This window comes from Mycobacterium sp. 29Ha (assembly GCF_032883055.1).
GTDB classification, from domain to species: Bacteria; Actinomycetota; Actinomycetes; order Mycobacteriales; family Mycobacteriaceae; genus Mycobacterium; species Mycobacterium gallinarum.
In genome coordinates, this window is the sequence record NZ_JAMQTI010000044.1 from 1 (window position 1) to 26,045 (window position 26,045).

The following is a 26,045-nucleotide window of genomic DNA, read 5'->3' on the forward strand; positions in this document are numbered from 1 at the left end:
TTCCCAGCCGGAAACCGCTACTGCCATCACCTTGGACGAAAAATCGGGGCTAGCCACACCGTTCTACAACAGCGGTGGTGGCAGCGGACTCGGCGGCGCTGCGGGTTGTGTCAAGATGTGATCCGGGGCCAAAATTGGCCGTCGCGTCATCGAGGTGGACGGGCATGACTGTGAGCGGAGAATCCGGAGCACGACCTACGTCCTACACCAAGTGCCGCGCAGCTACTTCATTAGAACGGCGCAGTGGTGTGATTTGGCGCCCAATGCAAAACCGTTTGGTCGCCTAAACCCGACCGTACGCCGATTATCGATCCGGAATCTCTCGGGTCAATCGATTGCCGCAACTCGATAGAAATCGACCACCTCACGGAGCGAGTTCGGCGGCGCGACTTAGTCCTTCGTGAAGCAGTACATCCGATACGATTCCTCTGTCGCAGGGGGCGGGCCTTTCCTGAAACGTGCAATGACGGCAACGACGCGCGCGTACGGTCCAAGCCGCTGCGTCGATTTCTTTGCGGTCCCGCGCATCACCTCCGCATTGATTACGCGCTGCGAAAGTATCCGTAGGGGCGCCCCGGCCAGCTGCGTCTCCCACTCTGCGATCTTGTAGCGGGGACGGACATCGGCGTAGAGCAGATGCCCTCCCGGTCGCAGCACCCGCGCCACCTCAGCGAGAAACCGGGGAAACCTTGGGTAAAGGAGCGAGGACTCGATGTTGATCACCGCGTCGAAAGATTGGTCGGGGAAGGGCAACTTCTCCGCGTCGCCCTCGACGAAATCAAGACCGGCCAAAGTGTGCCTGCTGCGGCAGAATTCGATACCCGCCGGGTTTAGGTCTAGTCCGGTGTACGAGGCCGGGTGCAGGGTGCGTGTCAGAAATGACGCTCCGCCGCCATGTCCGCAACCGACCTCCAGCACTTTTTTGTCTGTGAGGTCCGCTTGCGTCGCCGTACGGTAATAGAGCTGGATACAGGGCCGATAGAGTTCGTCTGAGTCTGCCAGCGGTAGCGCCATCGGCGGATCTTCCTCGTAGCCTGCGTTGAGGAATAGCACATCGTTGTGGGCGCGAGACCGGCTGAAATGGCGGTAAATATATTTCTGGGTCTTCTGAGTAAGCTTCCAACCGATCGGGCCAAACACGCGGTCGTTGAGTCCCATAGATCGCGAGTATGACATACCCTGCGAGACAAAAACTCTGGTTCGCTGAGGTGGCGCTGTCATTGTCAATCCAAGACAGTGAGTCCGGCCATTCCGGCGGCGTGTCCCAGTCCGTTACAAGCATCGGATGGAAGCTGAGGCGCATGAGATCGTCCCGGCAGCCATGCAGGCACCAAGGGCAGACTGCGACTTCGAATCAGTTCGCCGCAGCGCCCTCGTTGACGGCGGCCTCAAAGCGCTTTTCCCATCGAGAGTAGCTACCGTAGCTGCCGAGCACGAAGGGCGAGAGCGCGATCATCCAGGTTGCCATCGCGTTCAGCGCATTCGCCGGGAAGCGCATCGGCCTCATGATGTCGACGAAAAGAACCACCCGCATCCCATCCGTCCGATTCCAAGCCTCGTGCTCGAAGGTGTCATCGAAGATCATCACCCGGCCCTCTTGCCAATGACGGGTCTCTGAACCGACTCGGATGGCACACATCTCGGCCGGCTCGGGAACGAGCAGGCCGAGGTGGAGGCGGAGCACGCCCTTATAGAGACCGTGGTGCGGCGGCAAGTGCTTGCCGGGCGCCAGAATCGAGAAGAAGGCGGTCTTCATGCCGGGCATACTCTTGAGTAGTTTGGTGGTTTCCGGGCAACGGCGGCAGTTCGCCGCCGCCTTCATGCCGTAGGCATAGAAGAAAAAGGTCTTCCAGCCGTCGTCTTGAGAGAGGGCCTTCTGGTCCTTCTGAATGTCCTGGAAGTTCGGCATGGATGCTGCATAGGGCATAAGCGCATCGAGTTCGGCACGGACCTTCCGCCAATCAGCCTCGACTGCACCGACCCAGGGAAAGTCCTTGGCATCGAAGAACTCGTGGTCGCCGAGAGTAGATGACCGGGTATAGAGCCGGTAAAGTGCGCTGAAAAGCGCCGTGACGAGACGTGTAAGTGTTCGCACAAAGAACCCTCGCGTCTTCTCCATGCTGCCCCCTTTGCCAGACGCCGAATTCTACAATTGCGGTGGCTACCGCGCAATGTGCTCGCGTTCCTCTACGACGTGTTCGCCGTATGCCAGAGCACCCTACTCTTGTGGCGTTGCTCTCCTGCGGCCGCGTGTTTGCGCGAATCTCCCTTCATGCGCTACAGCGGCGGACAGGACCGCGATCGACTACCTCCGATACTCGATGACACTTGTTGCCGCAGAACGGTAATGCCGTATGGTTCCGCGGATCTACATCTACGACCTGACCCCTTCTGCGGAGCAGGATTGTCCTACACCAAGAAGCCAGCCATGTCTGTCCGCCGGTGACGTGCCGGTCCTTGTCGACTGGAGGCGGTCCGGATCCTCCCTACTGTCGTAGGGACTATGCCGCGGCCCGGCTAATCGGCGGAGGCGAGGCCGCCACTCTCGCTTCGCAGAACCCGCACGTTAGGTGGAAACGCTAGAATTCTGCGATGAAATTTGTCTTGGCGAGCTATGGAAGTCGCGGCGATATCGAGCCCTGCGCCGCGGTTGGCCGCGAACTGCTGCGCCGGGGCCACGACGTGCGTATAGCAGTCCCGCCTGACCTGGTGGGGTTCGCGGAGTCGGCTGGGCTTTCCGCCGTCGCCTATGGGCTAGACACCCGCGCGTGGCTAGAAGTGCATCGCGACTTTTGGACGCGTCTCTTCGGAAACTTTTGGAAGATCCCGGATGTGATCCGGCTTGCGCGCGAAATCTGGGGTCCGGTTAGCCAATGCTGGAAAGACATCGGCGCGACGCTGACGACGCTGGCGGACGGGGCCGATCTGTTGTTCACCGGGCTGAGTTTCGAGCAGCCCGCAGCCAACGTCGCCGAGTATTACGACATTCCGTTGGCGACGCTTCATTACCACCCGGTGCGACCTAACGGGCAATTGCTGACATTCTTTCCGGTGCCGTTGCGCCGCTTCGTAATGATGATGAATGAGTGGCTGGAGTGGCCCTTTATGCAGAATTTGGACAACGCGCAGCGTCGTGAATTGGGCCTGCCGAGGGCGACAACCCCCGCGTCGCGACGGATCGCTGGACGCGGATCGCTGGAGATTCAGGCCTATGACGAGGTGTGTTTTCCGGGGCTGGCGACCGAATGGGCGAAATGGGATGGCCAACGGCCGTTTGTCGGCGCGCTGACGTTGGAGTTGTCGACGGAGGCCGATGAGGAGGTCGCGTCGTGGATTGCCGCCGGATCGCCGCCGATTTTCTTCGGGTTCGGCAGTATGCCGGTGGAATCTTCGGCCGACACACTGGCCATGATTGGCGCGGTCTGCGCGCAGCTGGGGGAGCGGGCATTGATTTGCGCTGCTGGAACTGACTTCAGCGGTTTCACCGACCTCGAGCATGTCAAGGTGGTGGGTGCGTTGAATTTCGCGGCGATCTTCCCGGCCTGCCGCGCGGTTGTGCATCACGGTGGCACGGGCACGACGGCGGCTGGCCTGCGTGCCGGAGTCCCCACATTGATCCTCTCGACGTGGCTCGATCAGATTCTCTGGGGAGACCAAGTCAGACGACTGAAGTTGGGCACCGCCCGGCCCATTTCGAGCACTACCCAGGAATCGCTGGCGGAGGATCTGCGCACTATCCTGGCCGACGACTACGTCGCACGGGCCCGCGAGTTCGCCCCCCGCATGTCCAAACCCGCCGAAAGCGTTGCGGCCACCGCTGATCTTCTGGAACAGAAAGCTCGCCTGCGGGGTGCTGGCTGATCGGCAAGACGGGCCATCGTCCATGTCGCTGCCCGTTTGCAGAAACACCTGCCACCAATGCCTGACATGACTCGCAGCTGCTTCTTGTGAATGAGCCAGTGCTGCAGGTGTTATCGGGCCATCATCCGGCCATATAAATGTTTGGTCTTGCTAGTCGATCTCGCCCCTAAGTTCGAAATCGGCGAGCGTACGCGCAGCCAGCTCACGCAGAGCAGCCTTTGTGTTCTCCGCGCCGGGTCGGTAGGCGACGACGGTGATGCCAACCTTGCCGTTTATGCGCCAGCACTGCAGCCTCATTAATCCGCGTGTTTGCTCGAGCCATTGCCGCGATACGTGTTGACCAACTGCTCGCGCCCAGCCGTACTCGGCCTTCGTGCCATCGAGGTGGCTCAGCATTGAGCCGAGGTCACCGAGGTTGGAACAAAACACCGGGAGATCGAGGTCGCCAACCACCATCACATCGGACAGTCGCTTCAACGCCCGCTTCGGCGCGAATTGGGTCAGCCATAGGAGGTGCGATGACGCATCTGGCGTGCTGTGCACCGTGTCCAGCGCGTCCTTGATGGAGGCACGTATGTCATGCAGATCCGACGTCACACGCGTCGGGTCAACGCTGACGCGCGCGAACGACATTGCGTTTGCACGTGTGTCACCCTCGACGCGGTCGCTTATCGGAAGTTGTAAAGTAACGGCGCCATCCCTGGGGCGTCGACGCCCAATGTGCTCGCCGAATTTCGCGGCCAATCCGGCGACGAGTGTGTTACTCGTGCCGCCTGAAGCCTCTGCACGGGCACTCCACTCGTCTAGGTCGACGTGGATCGTTATACCCGGCACCATGACGGTGTCGACGCAGGCGGTCTTAGCAAGCGCGACGGGTCGCGGTGCCGGTGAATGGGCGATCTCGCGCCGGTGGGACCGAGCCGTTTTGGCCGCCGCGATGAGATCGTGTCGGTGGCCTCGGGTCAGTTTGGCCAGCTCGATGAGCGCTCGGGCAGCCGTTGGTATGTCTTGTACTGCTTGTCGGGCATCCTGTGCCGCTGCACGAAGTCGTGTGCGTGATCGCGGCGGTGGTAAGCGAAGATCGCGAGTATTGCCAAGGAGTGCATCCGCTACCGCGACGGCGAGCCCGAACCCATCGATGAGGTAGTGGGAAACCACCAGGCTGACCGCGGTGGAGCCATCCGTAACGGGCAGGACCCCGAGATGCCAGGCCGGCCCCCATTCCGGATCGATCGGCATCTGTGATCGTTCATCAGCCCAGTCGCCTACTTCACCGCGCGGACGGGTGTACTCAGCGAAGTCAATGTCCGACGACACCTCGTCCGAGACCCACCGATGCCGGGCAAATGGAATCGACGAACGTTCAATGCGTCGAGCCAACAACCCGTTGCCGAGATTGTGATGAAAACGCTTGAGGCCGTCCAAATCGATCGGGTGCTCGTAGACCCACACGACCTGGATGACTTGCGCATGGCCGGTGGTGCGCCGGCCCGTATAGAACGCGTGATCGAGCATCGTGAGCCGATTGTCCGGCAGGCCAACACCGTTGGATTCGCGGCTGCTGATGGGTGCGCGCGTAGGACGGCTTCGATCTGACATCAATCACCCTCCGACGACACCGATTCGATTCGCGACCGATGTCCTGTATGACGTACGACTTGTGACGCAAGGCCGGCGCTACGCAGGACGGAACCGGCCTTCGTGCAGCGAGACGGTGCCGACCGTCGTGAAGTCGGACCAATCCATCGCAAGAGAGTAGCCGTAGCCCTCGGTATTGACGGAATTGCTGTCACGGTTAGTCGGCCCGGTCAGCAGCGTTTCGGCGTTTGAACGGCGGGACAGTGCGAACGAGATCAAACCCTGACCGGCCGACCGGTGAGGGAGCCGGCGGCAAAAGGTGGCAGCTCGAGCCAAAACGTAGGCTCGGGCACGAGCGGTCAGTACTCCAAGCAGCCGCCTGCAATGACGCTGTAGGCCAACCTGCCGCATCACGCGCGTCGAGCACGAACTACCTGGTGTCTGAGGTGTCGCTGACGGATTTCGGCATCTAAGAGCAAGCGCCCCACCCACGTACTGCACGCGATGGCGACACCGAGTCTGTCCACGCAGGGGATGACGACCTATCCCAAATTTGTTCACGGCGACGACATCTATTGATCAATGGCGATCTTGTCGGCTGACCGTCTATCCTGCCGCCATGAGCAAGAGCCGACGTTCTTTCGTTAAGTGCGTTCTAGGGTGTTGTTCCGTGCGTTTGGCGGCAGCATCGCATGTCGACCAACTGCCGGCCTTATGCACCAATAGCTTACTCGTCAATATCGCCAGCAATCACGGACAGGTATACGGACGGCACCGCGCCGCTCGACCGTCGGAACATCACCTGGTCGGATATTTCGGCCCGGCATGGCACGCCGCAGGGAACATGGGGTTTTGCTTGTGACCGCCGCCGCTAGGGGTCTCACTGGGTCGCGTCCCGTCGCACTGTTCGTGATAGGCATGCCCCGGTCCGGAACTTCGGCGCTTACACGGGTTCTGTCGCTCTGCGGTGGCACGCTCCCGGCCGGGCTGCATGGTGCCGTTTCGGATAACCCACGCGGTCGTTGGGAGCCTCGAGCATCCCTCCTTCTAAACGACGAAATATTGCGTCGCTACGGCAGCGCGGCCTTCGACCCGACACTGCGCCTTCAGGAGGAGGGTGCGTTCGACTCGAAACAGAACCCCGCCGTCATCGCCAAGATCAAGGCGTACCTCACCACTCTGCCTGCTGCACCGGTTGTCGTTATCAAGGACTTGCAAATAACGGTGCTGTCCGAAGTATGGTTCGAGGCGGCACGCCAGGCCGGATTCGACGTCGCAGCCGTCATTGCCCTGCGCCACCCGCAGGAGGCCATCGCGTCATTTACGGCGCGCGGTGCAGCCTCGCCGGAACTCGGGAGTGCCTTGTGGCTGAAATACACGCTGCTTGCCGAGAGAGATACGCGCGGGTTTCCGCGCGTGTTCGTTGAGTACGCCAACCTCCTCGACGATTGGCGTCGAGAAATAAAGCGCATCTCCACGGCGCTCGCGATCGATCTCGAGATCCGGGATGATGCCGCAATTGAGGATTTTCTCGCACCGGATCTTCGGCATCAGCGACACTCCGGCTTGGTGGAGGAGGTCTTTGGCACGGACTGGATTACCTCGGTCTATGAGGGGCTGCGCGCGGCTGCGCGAGACGAGCAGTGGGATGAGTCTGCGGTCGATCGCGTCTGGGAGGCGTATCGGGCGAGCGAACATAGTTTCCGGACGGCGGTCGAGGATTTCCGGCGCGCCCACAAGCGGCACCGCGTGATCCCCTCGTCCATCGCGAGGTTAGGCCTCGAGCTAGTCGCGATGGCTCACCGACGCCGCGGGACGTGGGCCTAAACCGTCCGGCCGCCGAATGGACGAGCCCGCACGCCTGACTAGATGTGTACTGGGACAGGACAACTAGATGAGCTATGCGGACCCGACGTGGGGTAGAGAAGCGTCAGCGTTTGACGGCCGAACTGCGTTGAGCGTGCAAGGGAAGACCGCAACGCCCGGACGTACCATCCGGACCGGTGCGCACGCTGACAATTACATATCGTCGTCGACACACGGCCGTTCGTTAGGCGCGCGTGCTGATCTCGCGTTGATGCGACAAGCTACGTCATACCCAAAGGCATTCGCCGTGCTGCGCAACCACTGGCTAGACCGGGGACAGGTAACCTTCAGACTGTTAACCTGCAGACTGTCAAGAAGCTCGGGCAAGCATCTGCCGCGGACTGCGGATGGCTCGGCAGGCTGGAATTCGCGGAAGATGCGGCATTGGTGGACTGCGTCGGCAAACGACGCGACACGAACGGGGGAGTAGATGGGTGTTGTGCGGCAGACCATCAGTGCTGTGGCGGGCATGATCTACCGGCCTGGCGACGACATCCCGGCCGAATACCACAAGTGGTACTACGGGAATCACGCATGGGACGACATCACGTGGATGGGGGTGCCGTGCTGGAAATCTGTCTCTGACATGTGGAATTACCAAGAGATCCTGTGGGCGTACAAACCGTCGCTAATTCTCGAGTTCGGTACCTATCAGGGCGGCTCGGCGATGTTTTTTGCCACGATGCTTCGCGAAATCGGAGGCAGGTTCAAAGTCCTCTCTGTAGACGTCACCCACAAGAATCTGAATGAGCGGGCACGCCGCGACCCTGATGTGGTGTTCATCGAATCGTCTTCGATCGCACCGCAAGTGGCCGACCATATCCGCGACCTACAGGTGGAGTTCCCGGGACCGGTTTTCGCGATCCTGGACAGCGACCACTCCTGCGACCATGTGTTGGCTGAGATGCGATTGCTGCGGCCGTTGCTGAAGTCAGGTGATTATCTGTTGGTGGAGGACTCCAACATCAACGGTCACCCCGTGCTGCCGGGGTTCGGGCCAGGGCCGTTCGAAGCCATCCAGGCCTATGAAGCTGAATATCCCAACGACTACGAGCATGACCGGGCGCGGGAGAATAAGTTCGGCTGGACGATGGCCACCAACGGCTTCCTGATCCGAAAATGAAGCCCGTTCACCACAGTCGAAGCTTTTCGTGTCGCCTTAGCCCGCATTGATAACCTGCGTGCAATGCTGTAGTAGCCTCGAGAGTCGTTGTGACAGGGGCGTAGTCGACTGCCAGGTGGCGTGGCGACAGACCGTATCGAAGTAGCCGCGTAGCACTGTGAGGGGAACGCAAATGGGTATGATTCGGCAGATGGCCAGCGGCGTGGCCGGCGCGATCTATCGGCCCAGCGACGCGATCGCCGAGGAATATCACAAATGGTATTACGGCGCACTGGTGTGGAATACCACCACCTGGATGGGTGTGCCGATTCTGAAATCGGTCAGCGACATGTGGAACTACCAAGAAATACTGTGGACGCTGCGGCCGTCTTTGGTTGTGGAGTTCGGCTCATTCCGGGGCGGTTCGGCGTTGTTCTTTGCCCACATTTTGCGCCAGACCGGCGAGCAATTCACGGTGTTGTCGGTCGACATCACTCATAAGAATTTGCACCCCGACGTGGTGGATGACCCGGACGTCGTGTGGTTGGAGTCGTCATCAGCGGCGCCGCGAGTGGCGGAGAAGATCGCGCAGTTGCGAGCCGAGTTTCCCGGGCCGGTGTTCGCCATCCTCGACAGCGACCACAGCCATGATCACGTACTGGCCGAGATGAAATTGTTGCGGCCTCAGCTTGCGGCCGGGGATTACCTGGTGGTGGAGGACTCCAATGTCAACGGCCATCCAGTGCTACCCGGATTCGGCGCGGGGCCTTTCGAGGCAATTGAAAGCTACGAGGCGCAGTTTCCCGACGATTATGTTCATGATCATGAGAGGGAGAAGAAGTTCGGATTCTCGTTCGCCACCAACGGATTTCTCATCCGCAAATAGTGTGCGACGGCAACGCCTTGGTTCGATGACCTCCAGACACGTCGTCGGAACGAGGTTGCTAAAACCGTGAGTTAAGGCCGATTACCAATAGAAACCCCGTATGCCTGACGGCACGTCGAAACCGATTGTCTCAGCGGCAAGATTTGCGCTTTGGGATTCTCGGAGGATCGACCGAATTCGAAAAGCTATTTTCGCCGCGGCAGTTCACGATGGATGCGGTGCGGGCAAACGAGTCTGTTGCCGAACGTGAATGTATTGCGCCTGGATTACCGACGATCATTGCTATGCTCCTGCAATCGACTTGCCAAGCACGCCGGTCGCTTCGGGCGGCTGTTTCCGCGGCTCGGACGACGCTAAGGAGCCTCGGGTTCGAAGGCAGTCCGCGCTTCCTGTGCATGCGCCACCTGCTGCGCGCTGTAGCCGATAAAGAGCACCGCGACGCCGACGAGGAGGGCCACTCCGGCCAACCACAGAAGGCCATAGGTGATGCCCTGGTCGAGGGCATTCAACTGTGCGGCGTTCATGGATTTCACCGACCCTGTAGTGCCGCCCAGGGACAGCGTGCGAGCCGCAACGGCAACCTGGACAATGGCCAACACCACAGGCCCGCCCAGGTTTTGCAGCATGAGGGCGATTGCGGATGTGGGGCCGATCTCGTCCAAGCCGACGCTGGCGATCAGCGCTAGCCGGAGCGGAACGTTGGCCATCCCAATACCCAAAGCGGCGACGACGAGCGGCACCACCAGATCTGGGAAGTACGGATCGCCGCGACTGAGTGTCGAACCGTCGACCATGGCGGCCACCATCAGGACGCCGCCGGCGATCATGACCACTCGCGGCGAGAACCATCTCACCAGTATTGAGGATGCCGCGGACCCGAGAGCCACCGCAATGGCGAATGGTATGAAGCCGATGCTTGCGTGCAGCGCGCTGTAGCCCATGACGTCCTGGACATACACGGCGACTAGCACCATCAGGGTGAACATCAGCCCCCCGCCCAGAAAGACGGCCGCGAATATGGCCAACCGGTCGCGGTTGAAAAACAGATGGAACGGCACGATGGGGTTCTCCGCCGTGCGCTCCGCCAGGATGAATGCCACAAAAGCAGTGAGAGCCACCACACCCGAACCGATCGGGATGGCCGATAGCCAGCCCTTCTCCGGCACCATCGAGAAGCCGAACGTTGCAGCGGTACAGACCAACGTGGCCAACGCAGCCCCGGTGGCGTCAAGCGTCACCCGCTCCTTCTGGGTTTCCCGCAGTGCGGTGTAGGCCAGGAAGAGGACCATGAGGCCGAGCGGCACGTTCACCAAGAACGCCAGTCGCCACGACACCTCGGTAAGTGCCCCGCCTACCACCAGACCCATCACCGAGCCGACGCCGATCAGTGTGCTGAATACCGCCATCGCGGCGTTGCGCAGTGGGCCTTTGGGGAACGTCGTCGCCACCAGCGCGATGGAGGTCGGTGCGACGATCGCGGCCGCCACGCCTTGCAGCAGCCGGGCCACCACAAGTGAGCCCCCGTCCCAAGCGATGCCGCACATCGCTGAGGCGATGGTGAACAGCGCGACCCCGAGGATAAAGATGCGCTTTCGCCCGAAGGTATCCCCAAGGCGACCGCCTAACAGCATCAGCCCGCCGAAGGTCAACACATATGCGGTGATGACCCAGCTCCGCGCAGCATCCGACAGGCCGAGGTCGTTCTGAATGTTGGGAAGCGCAACAACGGCGATCGTGCCGTCCATAATGGACAACAGCTGCATGCTCCCGATCGCGGTAACCGCCGCAACGAACCACCGAGGCGGCACCCAATTCGGTACGCGGCTTCTCGTGCGGCGCTGCGCGGTCGGCTTTGCGGGCATACCAGTCGCTCGTCCTGTGCGATCTGTCCTGCGGTGAGGCAGTGTCTGCTCCCCATCTTTGAGAGGCGGCATAGCGTGCAACCCTATAGCAAACTTGGGCAATTGTTAGCTGCACCCCAAAAGTGCGTTGATAGCGGCCGATAGCAGCACGAATCTAGCAAATTGTCCAACCCGCCACCGGCAACCATGCCTGTCGCTGCCATACTGCCGACGAGAGGCTATCAGCGTTGTGGAATGAATCACTATGCGGTCCCCGATTTATGTTCCTGGCTTCGGGACACGGGCGCGAATGTAGGGTCTAGACTCATCGTCGGCAGCACTGGCATGAAATGAGGAGAAGTCTTGACGGTGACCGATCGCGATGTGCGATCTCTGTACCTCGACCTCCTTCGACGCAACCTCACCAGATACGGGATGCACGAGCGTGTGCCCGCGCAGTGGCCACTGCGGCGACGCCTCCTTCTAAAATCCGCTAACGCCGTAATACCCATGCTCAACGGTGTGAGCCCGTTCGGTCAGAGCAAGCGCGATCTGGGCATTGACTGGCCTGCGGAAGCCGAGACGATGATTGGAATGCAGCGACTCACCAGTCTGCAGCACTGCGTCGAGACGGTACTGGCTGATGACGTCCCCGGCGATCTGGTCGAATGTGGGGTGTGGCGCGGAGGGGCGTGCATCCTGATGCGCGCGGTCCTTGCGGCCTATGGCGATGAGACGCGATCAGTGTGGCTAGCCGATTCGTTCGCGGGCCTGCCTCGTCCGGACACTGAAAATTACAAGGCGGACAAAGGGTTAAGGCTGGACGTATTTGCGGGCATACTTGGAGTGCCGCAAGCGCAAGTGAGGGCGAACTTCGAGCGATATGGGCTTCTCGATGAGCGGGTCCGCTTTCTTCCTGGTTGGTTCAAGGACACCCTGCACGACGCTCCGATCGACCGCATCGCGGTGTTGCGGCTCGATGGCGACCTTTATGAATCCACGATACAGGCGCTCGATGCGCTCTACTCGCGACTGTCTCCCGGGGGTTTCTGCATCATTGATGACTACTCGATTCCGGCGTGTCGGCAAGCTGTCGCGGACTACCGTGCCACCCACGGAATACACGCGGAGATTGTTGATATAGACGGGACGGGCGCATTGTGGCGCAAGTAAGGACGATGACGCGAATGTGCCTCGTTGGTCCCGCACTTGGACTGATCAACGCCGTTCATCACCCATTCTGCTGATAGCGATCTTGTCGACCGGACGTAGGCACGGTACTAAATGCCGGCTGGCCGCCGCTTCGTTGACTAGATGAATGTTGCTGCGGGTCGAGCGTGGGGCCCCAGCCCCTCGTACCGTCTAGGATCGCAGCGATGAAATTTGTGCTGGCGTTCTATGGAAGTCGCGGCGATATCGAGCCCTGCGTCGCCGTTGGCCTCGAGCTGCTGCGGCGTGGCCACGAGGTGCGCATGGCCGTCTCGCCCGACCTGGTTGGCTTCGCGGAGTCTGCTGGTCTTTCCGTGGTCGCTTACGGGCCGGATGCGCGGACCTGGCACGAGCTGCACCGCGACTTCCTGATGCATATGTTCCGCAATTTCTGGAGGGTCCGGGATCTGATCAGGTTGGGCCGTGAAGATTGGGAGTTGTTTGCCCGGTTTTGGAAGGAAGCGAACACGACGCTGAAGTCGCTGGCGGAGGGGGCCGATCTGTTGGTCACCGACGCGGGTTTCGACCAGCCGATTGCCAACATTGCCGAGTATTACGACATTCCGTTGGCCAAGCTGCATACCTCCCCGCTTCTGGCCAACCCTCAGCTCATCCCGATCCGGTCACCGCTGATCCGCTTGGCAAAGACGCTGGTCAATTGGCTGGTCTCGCACTTGGAGAAGAGGCTTGACGACGCGCAGCGTCGTGAATTGGGCCTGCCGAGGGCGACAACCCCCGCGTCGCGACGGATCGCTGGACGCGGATCGCTGGAGATTCAGGCCTATGACGAGGTGTGTTTTCCGGGGCTGGCGACCGAATGGGCGAAATGGGATGGCCAACGGCCGTTTGTCGGCGCGCTGACGTTGGAGTTGTCGACGGAGGCCGATGAGGAGGTCGCGTCGTGGATTGCCGCCGGATCGCCGCCGATTTTCTTCGGGTTCGGCAGTATGCCGGTGGAATCTTCGGCCGACACACTGGCCATGATTGGCGCGGTCTGCGCGCAGCTGGGGGAGCGGGCATTGATTTGCGCTGCTGGAACTGACTTCAGCGGTTTCACCGACCTCGAGCATGTCAAGGTGGTGGGTGCGTTGAATTTCGCGGCGATCTTCCCGGCCTGCCGCGCGGTTGTGCATCACGGTGGCACGGGCACGACGGCGGCTGGCCTGCGTGCCGGAGTCCCCACATTGATCCTCTCGACGTGGCTCGATCAGATTCTCTGGGGAGACCAAGTCAGACGACTGAAGTTGGGCACCGCCCGGCCCATTTCGAGCACTACCCAGGAATCGCTGGCGGAGGATCTGCGCACTATCCTGGCCGACGACTACGTCGCACGGGCCCGCGAGTTCGCCCCCCGCATGTCCAAACCCGCCGAAAGCGTTGCGGCCACCGCTGATCACCTGGAAGATTTTGCCCGCTTGCGAGGTGTTGGCTGATTCGCCCCGGCCAGCTAGCATCGCGTCCGTGTCCGGACAGGGAATCCCGGTGCGGATCGGCGTCCTCGGCGCGGCCCGCATCGCGCCCTTGGCGCTCATTCAGCCCGCTCGGGACAACGCCGAGGTCGTGGTGGCCGCGGTTGCGGCACGCGATGTAACCCGCGCTCAAGCTTTTGCCGCCAAACATGGCATCGCCCGGGCGCACGACAGCTACGAAGCCCTCATCGCCGATCCGGACGTGGATGCCGTCTACAACCCGCTGCCAAACGGCTTGCATGGCAAGTGGACTCGAGCCGCGATTGCCGCGGGCAAGCACGTGTTGTGCGAAAAGCCCTTCACTGCCAATGCGGCCGAGGCCAGCGAGATCGCTGAACTGGCCGCTACGTCAGACCGGGTAGTGATGGAGGCATTCCATTACCGCTACCATCCCTTGGCGTTGCGAATTGAGCAGATCGCAGCCTCGGGGGAATTGGGCAAGCTGGAGAGGGTCGAGTCGGCCTTCTGCTTCCCGCTGCCGAAGTTCTCCGATATTCGTTACAACTATTCCCTTGCCGGCGGCGCAACAATGGATGTCGGATGCTACGCGGTCCATATGGCTCGCACATTCGGTGGCTCGACCCCGGAAGTTGTTTCGGCACAAGCGAAATTGCGGGACGCTCAGGTAGACCGAGCGATGACGGCCGAGTTGCGCTTTGCAGGCGGACACACCGGCGGAATCCGCTGTTCGATGTGGTCTTCAGATTTGTTTCAGTTGAGCGCAAAGATAGTCGGCGATCGCGGCGAGGTGCGCCTGCGTGTGCGAAATCCGATGGCCCCACCTTTTCGCCGACTGTCGGTTCGGTCCTCCGAGGGCTTTCGCAAAGAGCGTTTCCCGCGGCGCTCCTCCTACGCTTACCAGCTGGACGCTTTCGCGGCGGCGGTGCTGCGAGGCGAACCAGTGACGACGACGCCTGAAGACGCGCTGGAGAACATGCTCGTCATCGATGCGATCTATCGCGCTGCGGGCCTGCCGCTGCGTGAGCCGGCCTGAACACTAACCCTTTGGTTCAGTTGGTTTTCCAACGACAAGGCGGTGTGGCGCGTTGAGCCATCGGAGGCGATCGATCGGATCAGCTGGCGAAATGGACTTGATTGACGTGGGCGGCTACGCGTAAGGCGTTGGCGGCCACTGTCAAACTGGGGTTCAGACCGGTGCTGGACGGGAAGAACGAGCTGTCGACCACGTAAAGGTTGTCCACTTCGTGCGCCCGGTTTTGCGGATCCAGCACACTAGATTTGGGATCGGTACCGAAGCGGCACGTCCCGCAGACGTGGCCGAGGGCCTCGTTGTCCTCAGCGCCCCTTAACGTGATTTTGCGGAATGGCTTGAACACGTCGTTCAATTGCCTCAAAAATGTTGCACGGCGCTCTATCTCGCTGGCATGAAGCCGGTACTGAATCTGCAGCCGCTGGCGCCCGTCGGGGCTCGGCTGATCGGATGGCAGGACGCGGTTGTCGAGGTAGGGCAGGTCCTCCATGAGCGGAGCCAACACCAGCCCGCCGGTGAAGAATCGCTCGTATACGCGGCGTGCCGCCGGTCTCACCATGCGTAACGCCCCTGCCTTCAAGCCGGGGCGGTTGGTCAGCAATTCCATAGGCGGCATCGAGCCGAATGATTGCACGGTGCCGTACTTTTGACCTTCCCAGAAGTAGAAGTCGTTGAGCCCGATCTCCTTGTTCGGAGCCGTGATCTTGCTGTCGGAATTCGGCCAGATCTCGACCAAATCGATCAGGTGGCGCATCAAGTTGCGCCCTACCCAGTCTGAGCCGTTGGCCAGTCCGCGCGGCCAGTCACCGGAACGGGAATTGAGCAACAACACCGGAGTGACCAGCGCCCCTGCCGCGAGCACCACCACCTTGGCTCTCAGGGCAACCGTGCCGGAACGGTCCTCGCAGATCACCTGCTGGACGTGCGTGCGGTCCGCTTCCAGTCGCACGGCGCGACATTCGGGCAGGAGGTGGGCGTCGTGTTCGGTTACCGCGGGTAGCACGCAATTACGGCCGGCTTCGCCTTTGCACGCTTTCTCGCAGAGATGGCTATGACATGAGACGCAACCATCGGTGTAATCGCAGGCCATCGGCAGGTGGTAGGGATGTAGTCCGCGGCCTACCAGATAGTCGACCAGCAGCTGATTGTCTGCCGAAAACGGCGGTGCTGCAGGCAGATTCACATTGGCCGCTTCCGGCCGCAGGGGATCGGCTTGTCCGCGCACCCCTAGCAGCTTCTCGGCTTCGGCGTACCACGGCGACATCTGATCGTAGGTGACCGGCCAGGCTTCGGGCACGGTGGAGTCGCCAGGGTGGCGGAAGTCTTGGCGGGGGGTGAAATCGCGAACGAAGAATCGCTCGCAGGCCATGCCATAGATTGCCGAAGACCCTCCCGTTCCGCTGCCGAGGTACGGCACAAACCGTCGGGAGAAGCGCCCGCTGATGTCTTGGATCTCGTCGGTGGAGCGCCCGGCACGGGCCAACGCGTCGTAGTAGGACTCCGTCGATCGGCCCGCCCGCGGCTCGGCCACTTCCGGCAACGCGCGTATCGTGCCGGGCTCGCCGGGCAGGGTGGAGCGCCCCTTTTCGACGAACAGCACGCGGCGGCCGCAGCGGGCCAGCGAATAGCCCAGCATCCCGCCCCCCATGCCGGTGCCCACGACGATAACGTCCCACACCACGCGTTCCGCCTCGCGCGCATTCAGCCCGCCGTCAGCCAATCGAACTCCTCAGCGGATGGGACCGAAACGTTGCCCGGGTCGGGCGACACGAAAGTACCATTCGTCGTGAACTGACAGACATGACTCGCTCGCGTCCCGAGCACGATGCTCCGACGCGGGTCCGCGTGCGGAGACCCAGCCGAGCGAACGGTCGAACGCCCGTTTCGCCGTCTGTGAACCGGGAATAATTGCCGACGCCCCCGACGCCGCTGATGCGCACGGGAGATGAAAGGCTATAACTCGATGAAATTTGTGCTGGCAAGCTATGGAACTCGCGGCGATATCGAGCCTTCGGTGGCTATCGGCCGGGAATTGCAGCGCCGCGGGCACGAAGTACGCATGGCGGTCCCGCCCGATCTGATCGACTTCGCGGAGTCGGCCGGGCTTGCGGCAAGCGCTTACGGCCTCGAGACGCAGGCGTGGCTCGGCGCGTACCGCGACTTCTGGACTTCCGTCTTTCGCAACGTCTGGAAGATAGGGGAGCTTCGCAGGCTGTGGCCCGAACTCTACGAGCCCCTTGTCCGGTGCTGGGAAGAGATCAGCTCAACTCTGACATCGCTCGCGGACGGGGCCGACCTGCTCTTCACCGGGCTGAGTTTCGAACAGCCCGCCGCCAGCGTCGCGGAGTATTACGACATCCCGTTGGCCACGCTGCACTACTTGCCGGTACGGGCCAATGGCCAGCTCCTGCGCTTCCTGCCGGCGCCGTTGGGCCGCGCCGCAATGTCCGCATACGACTGGGTGGGTTGGCGCATGGACAAGAAGCTCGAGGACGGTCAGCGTCGTCGGCTGGGCCTACCGAAATCGACACGCCCTGCGTCACTGCGGATCGCCGAACGCGGATCGCTGGAGATCCAGGCCTACGACGGCGTCTGCTTCCCCGGGCTGGCAGCCGAATGGGATAAATGGAATGGCCAGCGACCGTTTGTCGGAGCCTTGACGATGGAGCTGCCGACGGAGGCCGACGAGGATGTCGCTGCATGGATTGCCGTGGGAGCGCCACCGATTTTCTTCGGGTTCGGCAGCATGCCTGTGGAATCGCCTGCCGACACACTGGCCATGATCGTCAGTTCCTGCGCCGAGTTGGGCGAGCGAGCGTTGGTGTGCGCCGGCTGGAGTGATTTCGGAAGCGTCGGCCAAGTCGAGGATGTCAAGGTCGTGCGGGCGGTGAATTTCGCAACGATTTTCCCGGCCTGCCGCGCGGTCGTGCACCACGGTGGAGCGGGCACGACGGCCATCGGTCTCCGCGCAGGGATTCCTACGCTGATCCTTTCGATGGACGTCAATCAGACGGTGTGGGGAGCCCAGGTCAAACGATTGAAGGTGGGTACCTCCCGGCGCTTTTCAAGTACTACGCAAGAATCGCTGACCGAGGACCTCCGCACGATCCTCGCTCCGGACTACATCGCTCGGGCGCGTGTGTTCGCCACCCGGATGACCAAACCTGCCGAAAGCATTTCGGCCGCAGCCGACCTCCTCGAAGAGAAGGTTCGCCTGAGCCGAGTTGGCTGATCGCGAAAGCGGTGAGATCGCTTGATTAGGAAGGTAATTCGGGCTGTTGGCCAATCCATTCAAGCAGTGCGTGCAGACCGTCTTTCAGCGCCCATTTCGGGTGCCAGGCAAGGTTGTTCATCGCCGGTTCGATAACGCAACTAGCGGCGCGTACGTCACCGTCGCGGAATTTCGACACGACAATCGGTTCGGGAGCGTCACAGATGGCGGCGACGTCGCGAGCCAGCTCATGGATGGTGGTCGCGGTACCGGACCCTATGTCGAGGCAGCGAGGCCCGGTCGCAGGTGTCTGCACAGCGGCGAACAATGCGTCGACGACATCATCGATAAAGACGAAATCGCGCACGATTCGACCATCTTCGTAGACCTCTAACTGGCTCCCCGCGCGCGCCAATCGCGCAAATAGCGCGACTATGCCAGTGTACGAATTGGTCAGAGACTGGCCTGGTCCGTACACATTTTGCAAACGCAGCACGCTGAGTTGAGTGTCATGGGCGGCCGTCCAGGCCGTAAGCATGTGTTCCTGGGCAAGTTTTGTCGCGGCGTAGATATTGATGGGCCGTGGCTCTGTCTGGTCTGCACAGCTTGGAAGCGGTACCGCGGGTTCGTCGATGGGCCCCTTGGGATCCCAGATTCCAGCCTCCAATTGTGCGTGGCTGCGAGGTCGGGGATAGAAGGATTGCGTGCCGCTTCGCCAAGCGCCCTCACCGTAGACGGCGCGCGACGACGCCAGGACAAGCTGGTCGGGAACGAGTGCTGAGCGACTCAGCGCATCGAGGAGCTGCGTAGTGCCGACCACATTCACCAAACCGTGGCGCGTTGCCTGGGAGAGAGATTGCCCTGTTCCCGTTTCCGCCGCCAAATGAACGATCTGGGAGGGACGAAACAGCCGAAACACCGCATCCAAGTCGGGAGCATGTGTGACATCGCCGGTAAACAGCCGCACGGATGGCGGCAGATCGATCGTTGGACGTTCGCCGTGGACCTGAGGGTGCAGGACGTCCATCACAGCGACCTCGTGGCCCGCTTTGACGAGGCTGCGTGTCAACGCGGACCCGATGAAACCCGCGCCACCGGTGACGAGCACGGATATTGACAAGAGCCGAAGCCTCCGGTTCGTCTGCCGAACAGATCAGGTGACTGTCACCCGATTCGGGAGCGCCGTCGTGTCGATGGTATCTGGAACTCGTTCGGCAATACCAAACTCCCGACAGTCGGGCGAGTGAGATGCGATCCGCAGGCTCCAGGCGGGCGCTGAGTACGAGGCGAGCTGCGTTGCGGCGGGCAGGGTTTAGAGAATTTCGAACAGCTCGATGAGTCGGTGTCCTTTGGATCGCCATGGACACCCCTGCCCTATGTCACTATCCGGTGCGACTTGCTCTAGACTCTGGATTTCAAGTCGACGGCGCGGGGGATGGGCTATGTTGCTGGGCAGCTGAGCCGGGGAGGCTATGCCGCCAATTTCATTTTGGTTAAGTGTGCACGGAAAACGGGAAGGCCCGGATCACGCGATGACGTTTGTGCTGGCATTCGATTGCACGTCGGCCATCCTGGGAAGCGACGTGCCGGCGGCGCCGATGCGTCCCGGTGTCGAGGAGGATTGACGCGTGAACCGGATCAAAGCCGTACGGCGGGCGCTCGACGGGCGGACAAAGCCTGTCTACCTTGAGATCGGCGTCAAGCGCGGGGCGGCGTTTCGGCGGATAGCCGCCGACGAGAAGATCGCCGTCGATCCGGCCTTCAAAATCTCGGCGTTGTATCGCAAGCTGGCCGATGCGAGGGCGCGGGAGACCCACTACTTCGAGTTGACCAGCGATGCCTTCTTCGCGGACGAAGCGGACTTCCTCGAGCAGCGCAGTATCGACGTCGCCTTGATCGACGGGCTGCATACTTATGCGCAGGTCCTGGCAGACGTCGAGAACACTCTGCGCTATCTGAAGGACGACGGTGTAATCGTCCTGCACGACTGCAACCCTGCGCTCGAATCGATCGGTTATCCCGCGGAGTCGATCGCTGACTTCTCAATACAGCACCACTGGTGGAATCTTCTCTGGAGCGGCGACGTCTGGAAGGCGATCGTTCACCTGCGGAGCACCCGAGATGACCTGCGAGTCGCCGTTCTGAACTGTGACTTCGGTGTGGGCATCATCCGAAAGGGGTCGCCGGATTCGCGGTTGTCCTACTCTGCGGAGGAGGTCGCCGCGCTCGGCTACGCAGATCTCGCTGCCGACCGCCAGCGGTTGCTCAACCTGAAGCCGCCTGCCTACCTCGGCGAATTTCTGGCGACGGAGCGGCGGATTTTCCCGAAGTAAGACGTAGCCGGGCGAAGCGCGGCCTTGGCGGGTTTCGCGCGCCATGCTCCCGGATCGGGGATCCATGGGACGCGTGTCGAGCCGAATCTCTTACCAGCGAAGCGTCGTGGTTATCGTGATTGGGATTGGGTTGGGTGCTTTTATATGCGTCAATCGTTGCATGGGGTGGCCCTGTGGCTTTGTGAGCACCCGCGAAGGAAACCACCTAGGTGAAGATCAAAGTCCCATCACTCTGACACAGCGGTTGGTACAGAGTCAGGGCCGCGATGGTCCTCATGCGGCTGGCGTGATGTGTCGGATTGTGCGGATTGGCGCACCGCGGTCTGCTCCGCAATAGCCGAAACAACGATTGGGTTTCGGTTGGGTAACCCTCGAAGTCGCGTCGGGTGCGTGGTCAAGCCGGTCTATGTTATGCGCCCGTGAAAGTACCGTGATTGTTCGCTGAGCGGTTTCACAGCGCTGTGTCGATCAAGGCCATCCCGCCGTGTCACTTGAAATTCGAGTGTTAAAGATCGCTCCGGCTGAAACATCATATCGAGATATTCCACATATCGCCGATCCGATTGCTGCGTGGGCCCATATTGCGTTTCATTTTATTTCAACGTTGTACTATCTCATTTTATTGGTCGCGGTTTGAGTCGGTCTGCCGCGCACAATAAAAGCCCAACTTATTTCCATTAGATCAGGCGCCGTCGGTGCCAAACACAACTGTCCATGCGGCAACCTCTTCGGATCGCGGTGGGGTCCGTGTTCACGGCCCGGGGCGGGCGGCTCCTCGGCTCGATACGGGGTGTGTAAAACGCCGGCTGCACGGCTTCGAACACCTCTGGACAGCCGATCGCCCTCGACAGGTTAGGCCGGCGCCAGCTCCGAGCGTACTCCGATTGACCATGATGTCCTCACCGAATGAAGTCTCCGATTGCGATCAGAAGCCGCCCTCGGCTGGGTTAGCGGCACCAAAGTGGGTGTTCGCTCTTGACGCTCACGAAAAGTTCACTGGCTCCAAGATCCTTGGCCTGGCCGATCGCGCCATACTTTCAAGTCAGACCGATCGTTGCAGTTCGCAGTACCGGAGGTCGTTGCAGCAGGAAGCAAGCACCATGATCAAATTGCGATCTACGTCACCGGGATGGTTTACTGAGGTAGCACTGGGAGCCACTCCAGGGGCTTTGCCGAAAGCCCTGACCGACTCTGTCGGCCTCCAGTATGGTGGAACGGTTCCTGAGGAGTCGACGAGGTCTGGAGTAACGTGAGCATCAATCCGTTCGATGACGACAATGGCAGTTTTTTTGTCTTGGTCAACGACGAGGAGCAACACAGCCTGTGGCCGACTTTCTCCGACGTCCCTCCTGGCTGGCGGGTCGTTTACGGTGAGGCCGACCGCGCAGCGTGCTTGGAGTACATCGAACAGAACTGGGCCGATATCCGGCCGAAGAGCCTGCGCCAGCGCCTAGAGGCTGGCGAAGCGCTTAATAAATAGACCGTCTAAATTTGCGGAGTTCTTGGGGGAGCCGGATGGATCTCGATGACCGCGCACTTCCGCTTACGCGGGCACAATTAGACATTTGGCTTGCCCAGGAAACCGGTCGCTCCGGGACGGAGTGGCAGGTAGGTCTCCTCGTGAGAATCGAGGGCTCGGTAGAACACGATGCACTCGAGTGGGCGATCCGCCGAGTGATACGAGAGGCTGAACCGCTCAGGATTTCCTGCATTGAGGTTGATGGTCAGGTTTTCCAAAGGGCATTCGACTATCCAGATGTCGAGCTGGAGTTTCACGACTTGAGCTCTTCGCGCCATGCCGTGCAGGACGCCCAGGAGATGGCCGCAACAATCCAACGTACCCCAATGGCGTTGGCCGGCCCGCTGTTTAACTTCACGTTATTTCAGACGGGGCTCGATGAATTCTACCTATTTGCGTGTTTCCACCACATTGTAATCGATGGAACCGGTATTGCGCTGGTTGGCCAGCGGATTGCGGCTGTTTATTCTGCAATTGTTTCCGGGGAACCTATACCCCCTGCTTTCTTCGGCTCGTTGCAGGAATTAGTTGACTGCGAGCTGGAATACGAAGCGTCTACCGAGTATCTCGAAGATCAGGCCTACTGGACTCGAAACCATCCGCCAGAAAGCGGACAGCATTATCGGTTGCCCCAAGCCGCGGGCGAACGTGATCCGTATCAGTTTTCTGCGCCGGTTCAGCTAGACGCCATGGTGCTGCGCCGAGTTGACCAGTTGTCCCAGCAGTGGAACGTACCTCGATCATCCGTGATCACCGCGGCATGCGCGCTTTTGGTGCGCGCGTGGTGCGGCACCGGCTCCGAGGTGGTCCTCAACTTCCCCGTCGGCAGGCGGGTGCGTCCGGAGTCGAAGACGCTTCCCGGAATGGTCGCCGGCGTTGCGCCGCTGGTCGTGCGGGTCTCACCGGACTCTACGGTTACCGGTTTTTGCGAGCACGTTGACACACGCATCCGGGAAGCGCTGCTACATCAAAGGTTTCCGGTAGATGCCCTTGAGCGCAAGAGTCGGCCCGGCGGCGCCGTGCGACCAGCCGACAGGGTGAGCGTCAATTTCTTCCCGACCGCATTTGCTCTGGACTTCGGTGGTGTCGCGGCATCGGCCACGATGACCAATTCCGGCCTCGTAGGCGCTTTTGGGTTGATCTTTTCCGGCACCGGAGACCGGCTATCTCTCAGTACCTTGGGCACGGGGCAGCCCTTCTCGAATTTCGACGCGTCGTATTTGGCGGGACGCTTGCAGCGGGTGTTGGCGGCGATGACCGCCGACCCGACACGGCGGCTGTCATCGATCGATCTGCTGGATGGCGGTGAACACGCTGGGCTGTATGGGTGGGGTAACCGCGCGGTGTTGACTCAGCCCTGGATGCCGGTATCGATTCCGGTCTTGTTCGGCGCGCAAGCGGCGCGTATCCCAGACGCGGTCGCGATCAATTGCGGGGACCGTTCATGGACCTACCGGGAGCTCAACGAGGCCGCTAACCGGTTGGCGCACCTGCTGGCTAACTACGGGGCGGCCCCGGGGCGCAATGTTGCGCTGCTGTTTTCGCGCTCGGCTGAAGCGATCGTGGCGATCTTGGCGGTTCTGAAGACCGGCGCGACCTATGTACCGATCGACCCAATGCATCCGGATGCGCGAATCGAGTTCATGCTCGATGACGCGGCCCCGATCGCCGCGATTACCACCACCGACTTGCGGTCGCGGCTCGATGGGCACGACCTGCTGGTCATCGATGTCAAAGACTCCCGAATTGACAGCTATCCGCGGACCGCCTTGCCGGCACCGGCAGCGGATGACATCGCGTACATCATCTACACCTCGGGCACGACCGGCGTGCCGAAGGGCGTGGCTATCACCCACCACAACGTGATCCAGTTGCTGGAGTCCCTGGACGCCGACGTTGAACTGGCGGGCCAGGTGTGGTCGCAATGGCATTCCCTGGCCTTCGACGTCTCAGTGTGGGAGATCTGGGGCGCGTTGCTAGGAGGCGGGCGATTGGTGGTGGTGCCCGAGTCGGTGGCGCGCTCACCGGAAGACTTCCACGCCTTGCTGGTTGCCGAACAAGTGACCGTCTTGAGTCAAACTCCTTCGGGCTTCTATGCTTTGCAGTCCTTTGATGCACTGCAGCCTGAGCTGGGGCATCAGCTGAAGCTGCAAACGGTGGTCTTCGCTGGCGAAGCGCTTGAACCACAGCGTCTGCGGACGTGGCTGGACAATCATCCAGGTTTGCCACGCATGATCAACATGTATGGCACCACCGAGACGACAGTGCATGCCTCATTTCGGGAGATCGTCGACGGGGACACCGACAGCATCGCGAGCCCGATCGGGGTGCCCTTGGCGCATCTCGCATTCTTTGTGCTTGATGAGTGGTTGCGTCCGGTGCCGGCCGGTGTGGTCGGTGAGTTGTATGTGGCCGGTGCCGGGGCGGGATACGGGTATGTAGGCCGCGCCGGCTTGACGGCGTCGCGGTTCGTAGCCTGTCCGTTCGGCGGCTCTGGTGCGCGGATGTATCGCACCGGGGATCTGGTGTGTTGGGATGCCGACGGACAGCTGGCCTATCTGGGCCGCGTCGATGAGCAAGTCAAGATCCGCGGGTATCGCATCGAGTTGGGTGAGGTGCAGGCTGCGTTGGCCGGGCTGGCCGGTGTCGATCAGGCGGTTGTGATCGTGCGCGAAGACCGCCCCGGCGACAAGCGCCTGGTGGGTTATATGACCGGGACAGCGGACCTCGCCGGGGTTCGGGCCGAGCTGGCAGAGCAGCTGCCCGAGTATATGGTTCCGGCCGCGGTGGTTCTGATGCAGGAGCTGCCCCTGACTGTCAACGGCAAGCTGGACAAACGGGCGTTACCCGCGCCGGAGTACCAGGGTGCCGATGATTATCGCGCGCCGGCCAACGGGGTCGAGGAGATCCTGGCTGGCATTTACGCCCAAGTGTTGGGGGTGCAGCGGGTCGGGGTGGATGACTCGTTCTTCGAGCTTGGTGGCGACAGCATCTTGTCGATGCAGGTGGCGTCGCAGGCGCGCTCTGCCGGGGTGTTGTGTCGGCCACGGGATGTTTTCATGGAACAGACGGTGGCCCGGCTGGCCTCGGTGGTCCGGGTGGCCGATGGTGCAGACAGGCCGATCGATGAGGGTCTGGGGTCAGTGGTGGCCACGCCCATCATGCGCTGGCTGCACAGCGTGGACGGCCCGGTTGAGCAGTTCAATCAGACCGTGATGGTGCTTGCCCCGGCTGGAGTTACCGAGGCCGATGTAGTGGTCGTCTTGCAGGGGTTGCTGGATAGGCATGCAATGCTGCGGGCGCGGGTCGTCAACGATGACAATGGCGGCTGGACGTTGGAGGTGCCTGCGGCCGGTACGGTCGACGCCGCAGCGTGCGTGCAGACAGTGGACGTGTTGTCGGATGAGGCTGTGCTGGCGGCGCGGTCGCGGTTGAACCCGTCGAACGGGGTAATGGTCTCCGCGGTGTGGGAGCCCGAGCCCGGTCAGTTGTTGTTGATGATTCACCATCTGGCCATTGACGGGGTGTCGTGGCGAGTCCTGTTGGAAGACTTGAATATTGCATGGGATCAGTGCCGCAGCGGGCAGCCGGTGACGTTGCCCGCGGGCGGGACGTCGTTTGCGCGGTGGTCCTCGCTCCTCCATGAACATGCGCACACTGCGACGGTGGTGGAGCAGGCTGACACCTGGCGGCAGGTTGCGGCGACTCCGGCTCTGTTGCCAGCTGTTCGACCAGAGATGGACACCTATGTGACCGCCGGTCACCTGTCGGCGGATTTGGATGCCGAGACGACGCGGATGCTGCTTGGTGAGGTGCCCGCGGCGTTCCATGCCGGTGTGAACGACATTCTGTTGATCGCGTTCGGGTTGGCCTTGGCGGAATTCCTGGGCGCCGGCAGCGCGCCGGTCGGTATCGATGTAGAGGGCCATGGCCGCCAGGAGGAGTTGGCCGCCGATGTGGACTTGTCGCGCACGGTGGGCTGGTTCACCACCAAGTATCCGGTGTCGTTGAAAGTCGGTGGACTGTCGTGGGCGCAGGTGGTGGCCGGTGATGCCGCACTCGGGGCGGTGCTCAAAGACGCCAAAGAGCAGCTGCGCATTCTGCCCGATGACCTGGCCTATGGTGTGCTGCGCTACCTGAACCCCGACGTGGACCTGGACGGAGACGATCCGCCGATCG

At 61.4% G+C, this 26,045-nt stretch carries 17 protein-coding genes and 1 pseudogene; 12 read left to right on the forward strand and 6 right to left on the reverse strand.

The genetic code is table 11. The features are described from left to right. Window positions 1-390: 390 nt before the first annotated feature. Complete coding sequence (locus M1248_RS32205) at window positions 391-1,158, reverse strand: phthiotriol/phenolphthiotriol dimycocerosates methyltransferase (RefSeq protein WP_317150791.1); 768 nt, start codon at window positions 1,156-1,158, stop codon at window positions 391-393. Window positions 1,159-1,354: 196 nt separating this feature from the next. After that, on the reverse strand, window positions 1,355-2,119 hold the full coding sequence (locus M1248_RS32210; protein WP_317150792.1) for an aspartyl/asparaginyl beta-hydroxylase domain-containing protein: 765 nt from the start codon (window positions 2,117-2,119) through the stop codon (window positions 1,355-1,357). Window positions 2,120-2,592: 473 nt separating this feature from the next. On the opposite strand from M1248_RS32210, the gene M1248_RS32215 reads away from it, so the two are divergent. Continuing rightward, a complete protein-coding gene (locus M1248_RS32215; protein ID WP_317150793.1) occupies window positions 2,593-3,861 on the forward strand; it encodes a glycosyltransferase in 1,269 nt (422 codons plus the stop codon). Between the two features lie 150 nt (window positions 3,862-4,011). Here M1248_RS32215 and M1248_RS32220 read toward each other — a convergent pair whose 3' ends face one another. Then, on the reverse strand, window positions 4,012-5,460 hold the full coding sequence (locus M1248_RS32220) for a hypothetical protein (protein ID WP_317150794.1): 1,449 nt from the start codon (window positions 5,458-5,460) through the stop codon (window positions 4,012-4,014). An 804-nt stretch (window positions 5,461-6,264) separates the two neighbouring features. Between M1248_RS32220 and M1248_RS32225 the strand changes: the two genes are divergently transcribed. The 3 genes from M1248_RS32225 to M1248_RS32235 all read left to right on the forward strand — a co-directional run bounded on the left by M1248_RS32225 (window position 6,265) and on the right by M1248_RS32235 (window position 9,293). Beyond that, a complete protein-coding gene (locus tag M1248_RS32225) occupies window positions 6,265-7,266 on the forward strand; it encodes a sulfotransferase family protein (protein WP_410506775.1) in 1,002 nt (333 codons plus the stop codon). A 469-nt stretch (window positions 7,267-7,735) separates the two neighbouring features. Continuing rightward, window positions 7,736-8,428 carry a rhamnosyl O-methyltransferase gene (locus M1248_RS32230; RefSeq protein WP_317150796.1) on the forward strand — a complete coding sequence of 231 codons (693 nt, stop codon included), beginning with the start codon at window positions 7,736-7,738 and terminating at the stop codon, window positions 8,426-8,428. Between the two features lie 172 nt (window positions 8,429-8,600). Further along, complete coding sequence (locus M1248_RS32235) at window positions 8,601-9,293, forward strand: rhamnosyl O-methyltransferase (RefSeq protein WP_317150797.1); 693 nt, start codon at window positions 8,601-8,603, stop codon at window positions 9,291-9,293. A 353-nt stretch (window positions 9,294-9,646) separates the two neighbouring features. Here M1248_RS32235 and M1248_RS32240 read toward each other — a convergent pair whose 3' ends face one another. Next, a complete protein-coding gene (locus M1248_RS32240; protein WP_410506776.1) occupies window positions 9,647-11,227 on the reverse strand; it encodes an MFS transporter in 1,581 nt (526 codons plus the stop codon). Window positions 11,228-11,503: 276 nt separating this feature from the next. Between M1248_RS32240 and M1248_RS33505 the strand changes: the two are divergent. From M1248_RS33505 to M1248_RS32255, 4 genes and pseudogenes are all read left to right on the forward strand, one after another. After that, a pseudogene (locus M1248_RS33505) lies at window positions 11,504-11,597 on the forward strand (macrocin O-methyltransferase); the annotation flags it as partial. Beyond that, on the forward strand, window positions 11,570-12,307 hold the full coding sequence (locus M1248_RS32245) for a TylF/MycF/NovP-related O-methyltransferase (protein WP_410506777.1): 738 nt from the start codon (window positions 11,570-11,572) through the stop codon (window positions 12,305-12,307). The pseudogene M1248_RS33505 and the gene M1248_RS32245, both read left to right, overlap by 28 nt. 203 nt (window positions 12,308-12,510) lie before the next feature. Then, complete coding sequence (locus M1248_RS32250; protein WP_317150799.1) at window positions 12,511-13,776, forward strand: glycosyltransferase; 1,266 nt, start codon at window positions 12,511-12,513, stop codon at window positions 13,774-13,776. Window positions 13,777-13,804: 28 nt separating this feature from the next. Beyond that, complete coding sequence (locus M1248_RS32255) at window positions 13,805-14,806, forward strand: Gfo/Idh/MocA family oxidoreductase (RefSeq protein ID WP_317150800.1); 1,002 nt, start codon at window positions 13,805-13,807, stop codon at window positions 14,804-14,806. A 79-nt stretch (window positions 14,807-14,885) separates the two neighbouring features. Here M1248_RS32255 and M1248_RS32260 read toward each other — a convergent pair whose 3' ends face one another. Next, window positions 14,886-16,523, reverse strand: coding sequence for a GMC family oxidoreductase (locus M1248_RS32260; RefSeq protein ID WP_317150801.1), 1,638 nt, complete (start codon window positions 16,521-16,523; stop codon window positions 14,886-14,888). A gap of 243 nt (window positions 16,524-16,766) precedes the next feature. Between M1248_RS32260 and M1248_RS32265 the strand changes: the two genes are divergently transcribed. Then, window positions 16,767-18,035, forward strand: coding sequence for a glycosyltransferase (locus M1248_RS32265; protein ID WP_317150802.1), 1,269 nt, complete (start codon window positions 16,767-16,769; stop codon window positions 18,033-18,035). Window positions 18,036-18,060: 25 nt separating this feature from the next. On the opposite strand, the gene M1248_RS32270 is transcribed toward M1248_RS32265, so the two are convergent. Beyond that, a complete protein-coding gene (locus M1248_RS32270) occupies window positions 18,061-19,122 on the reverse strand; it encodes an NAD-dependent epimerase/dehydratase family protein (protein WP_317150803.1) in 1,062 nt (353 codons plus the stop codon). Between the two features lie 520 nt (window positions 19,123-19,642). Here M1248_RS32270 and M1248_RS32275 point away from each other — a divergent pair. From M1248_RS32275 to M1248_RS32285, 3 genes are all read left to right on the forward strand, one after another. Further along, entirely contained in the window at window positions 19,643-20,347 is a 705-nt protein-coding gene (locus tag M1248_RS32275) for a class I SAM-dependent methyltransferase (RefSeq protein ID WP_317150804.1), read from the forward strand. Window positions 20,348-21,596: 1,249 nt separating this feature from the next. Beyond that, window positions 21,597-21,827, forward strand: a complete 231-nt coding sequence (locus M1248_RS32280; protein ID WP_317150805.1) for an MbtH family protein — start codon at window positions 21,597-21,599, stop codon at window positions 21,825-21,827. A gap of 35 nt (window positions 21,828-21,862) precedes the next feature. Continuing rightward, the coding region (locus M1248_RS32285; protein ID WP_317150806.1) for an amino acid adenylation domain-containing protein at window positions 21,863-26,045 on the forward strand (4,183 nt) is incomplete at its 3' end.

Coding starts and splice junctions, on each gene's coding strand:
- M1248_RS32245 (WP_410506777.1), top strand. CDS start 11,570: ATGCACGAGCGTGTGCCCGCGCAGTGGCCACTGCGGCGACGCCTCCTT.
- M1248_RS32265 (WP_317150802.1), top strand. CDS start 16,767: ATGAAATTTGTGCTGGCAAGCTATGGAACTCGCGGCGATATCGAGCCT.
- M1248_RS32220 (WP_317150794.1), bottom strand. CDS start 5,460: ATGTCAGATCGAAGCCGTCCTACGCGCGCACCCATCAGCAGCCGCGAA.
- M1248_RS32230 (WP_317150796.1), top strand. CDS start 7,736: ATGGGTGTTGTGCGGCAGACCATCAGTGCTGTGGCGGGCATGATCTAC.
- M1248_RS32235 (WP_317150797.1), top strand. CDS start 8,601: ATGGGTATGATTCGGCAGATGGCCAGCGGCGTGGCCGGCGCGATCTAT.
- M1248_RS32215 (WP_317150793.1), top strand. CDS start 2,593: ATGAAATTTGTCTTGGCGAGCTATGGAAGTCGCGGCGATATCGAGCCC.
- M1248_RS32205 (WP_317150791.1), bottom strand. CDS start 1,158: ATGGGACTCAACGACCGCGTGTTTGGCCCGATCGGTTGGAAGCTTACT.
- M1248_RS32250 (WP_317150799.1), top strand. CDS start 12,511: ATGAAATTTGTGCTGGCGTTCTATGGAAGTCGCGGCGATATCGAGCCC.
- M1248_RS32210 (WP_317150792.1), bottom strand. CDS start 2,119: ATGGAGAAGACGCGAGGGTTCTTTGTGCGAACACTTACACGTCTCGTC.
- M1248_RS32225 (WP_410506775.1), top strand. CDS start 6,265: ATGGCACGCCGCAGGGAACATGGGGTTTTGCTTGTGACCGCCGCCGCT.
- M1248_RS32240 (WP_410506776.1), bottom strand. CDS start 11,227: ATGCCGCCTCTCAAAGATGGGGAGCAGACACTGCCTCACCGCAGGACA.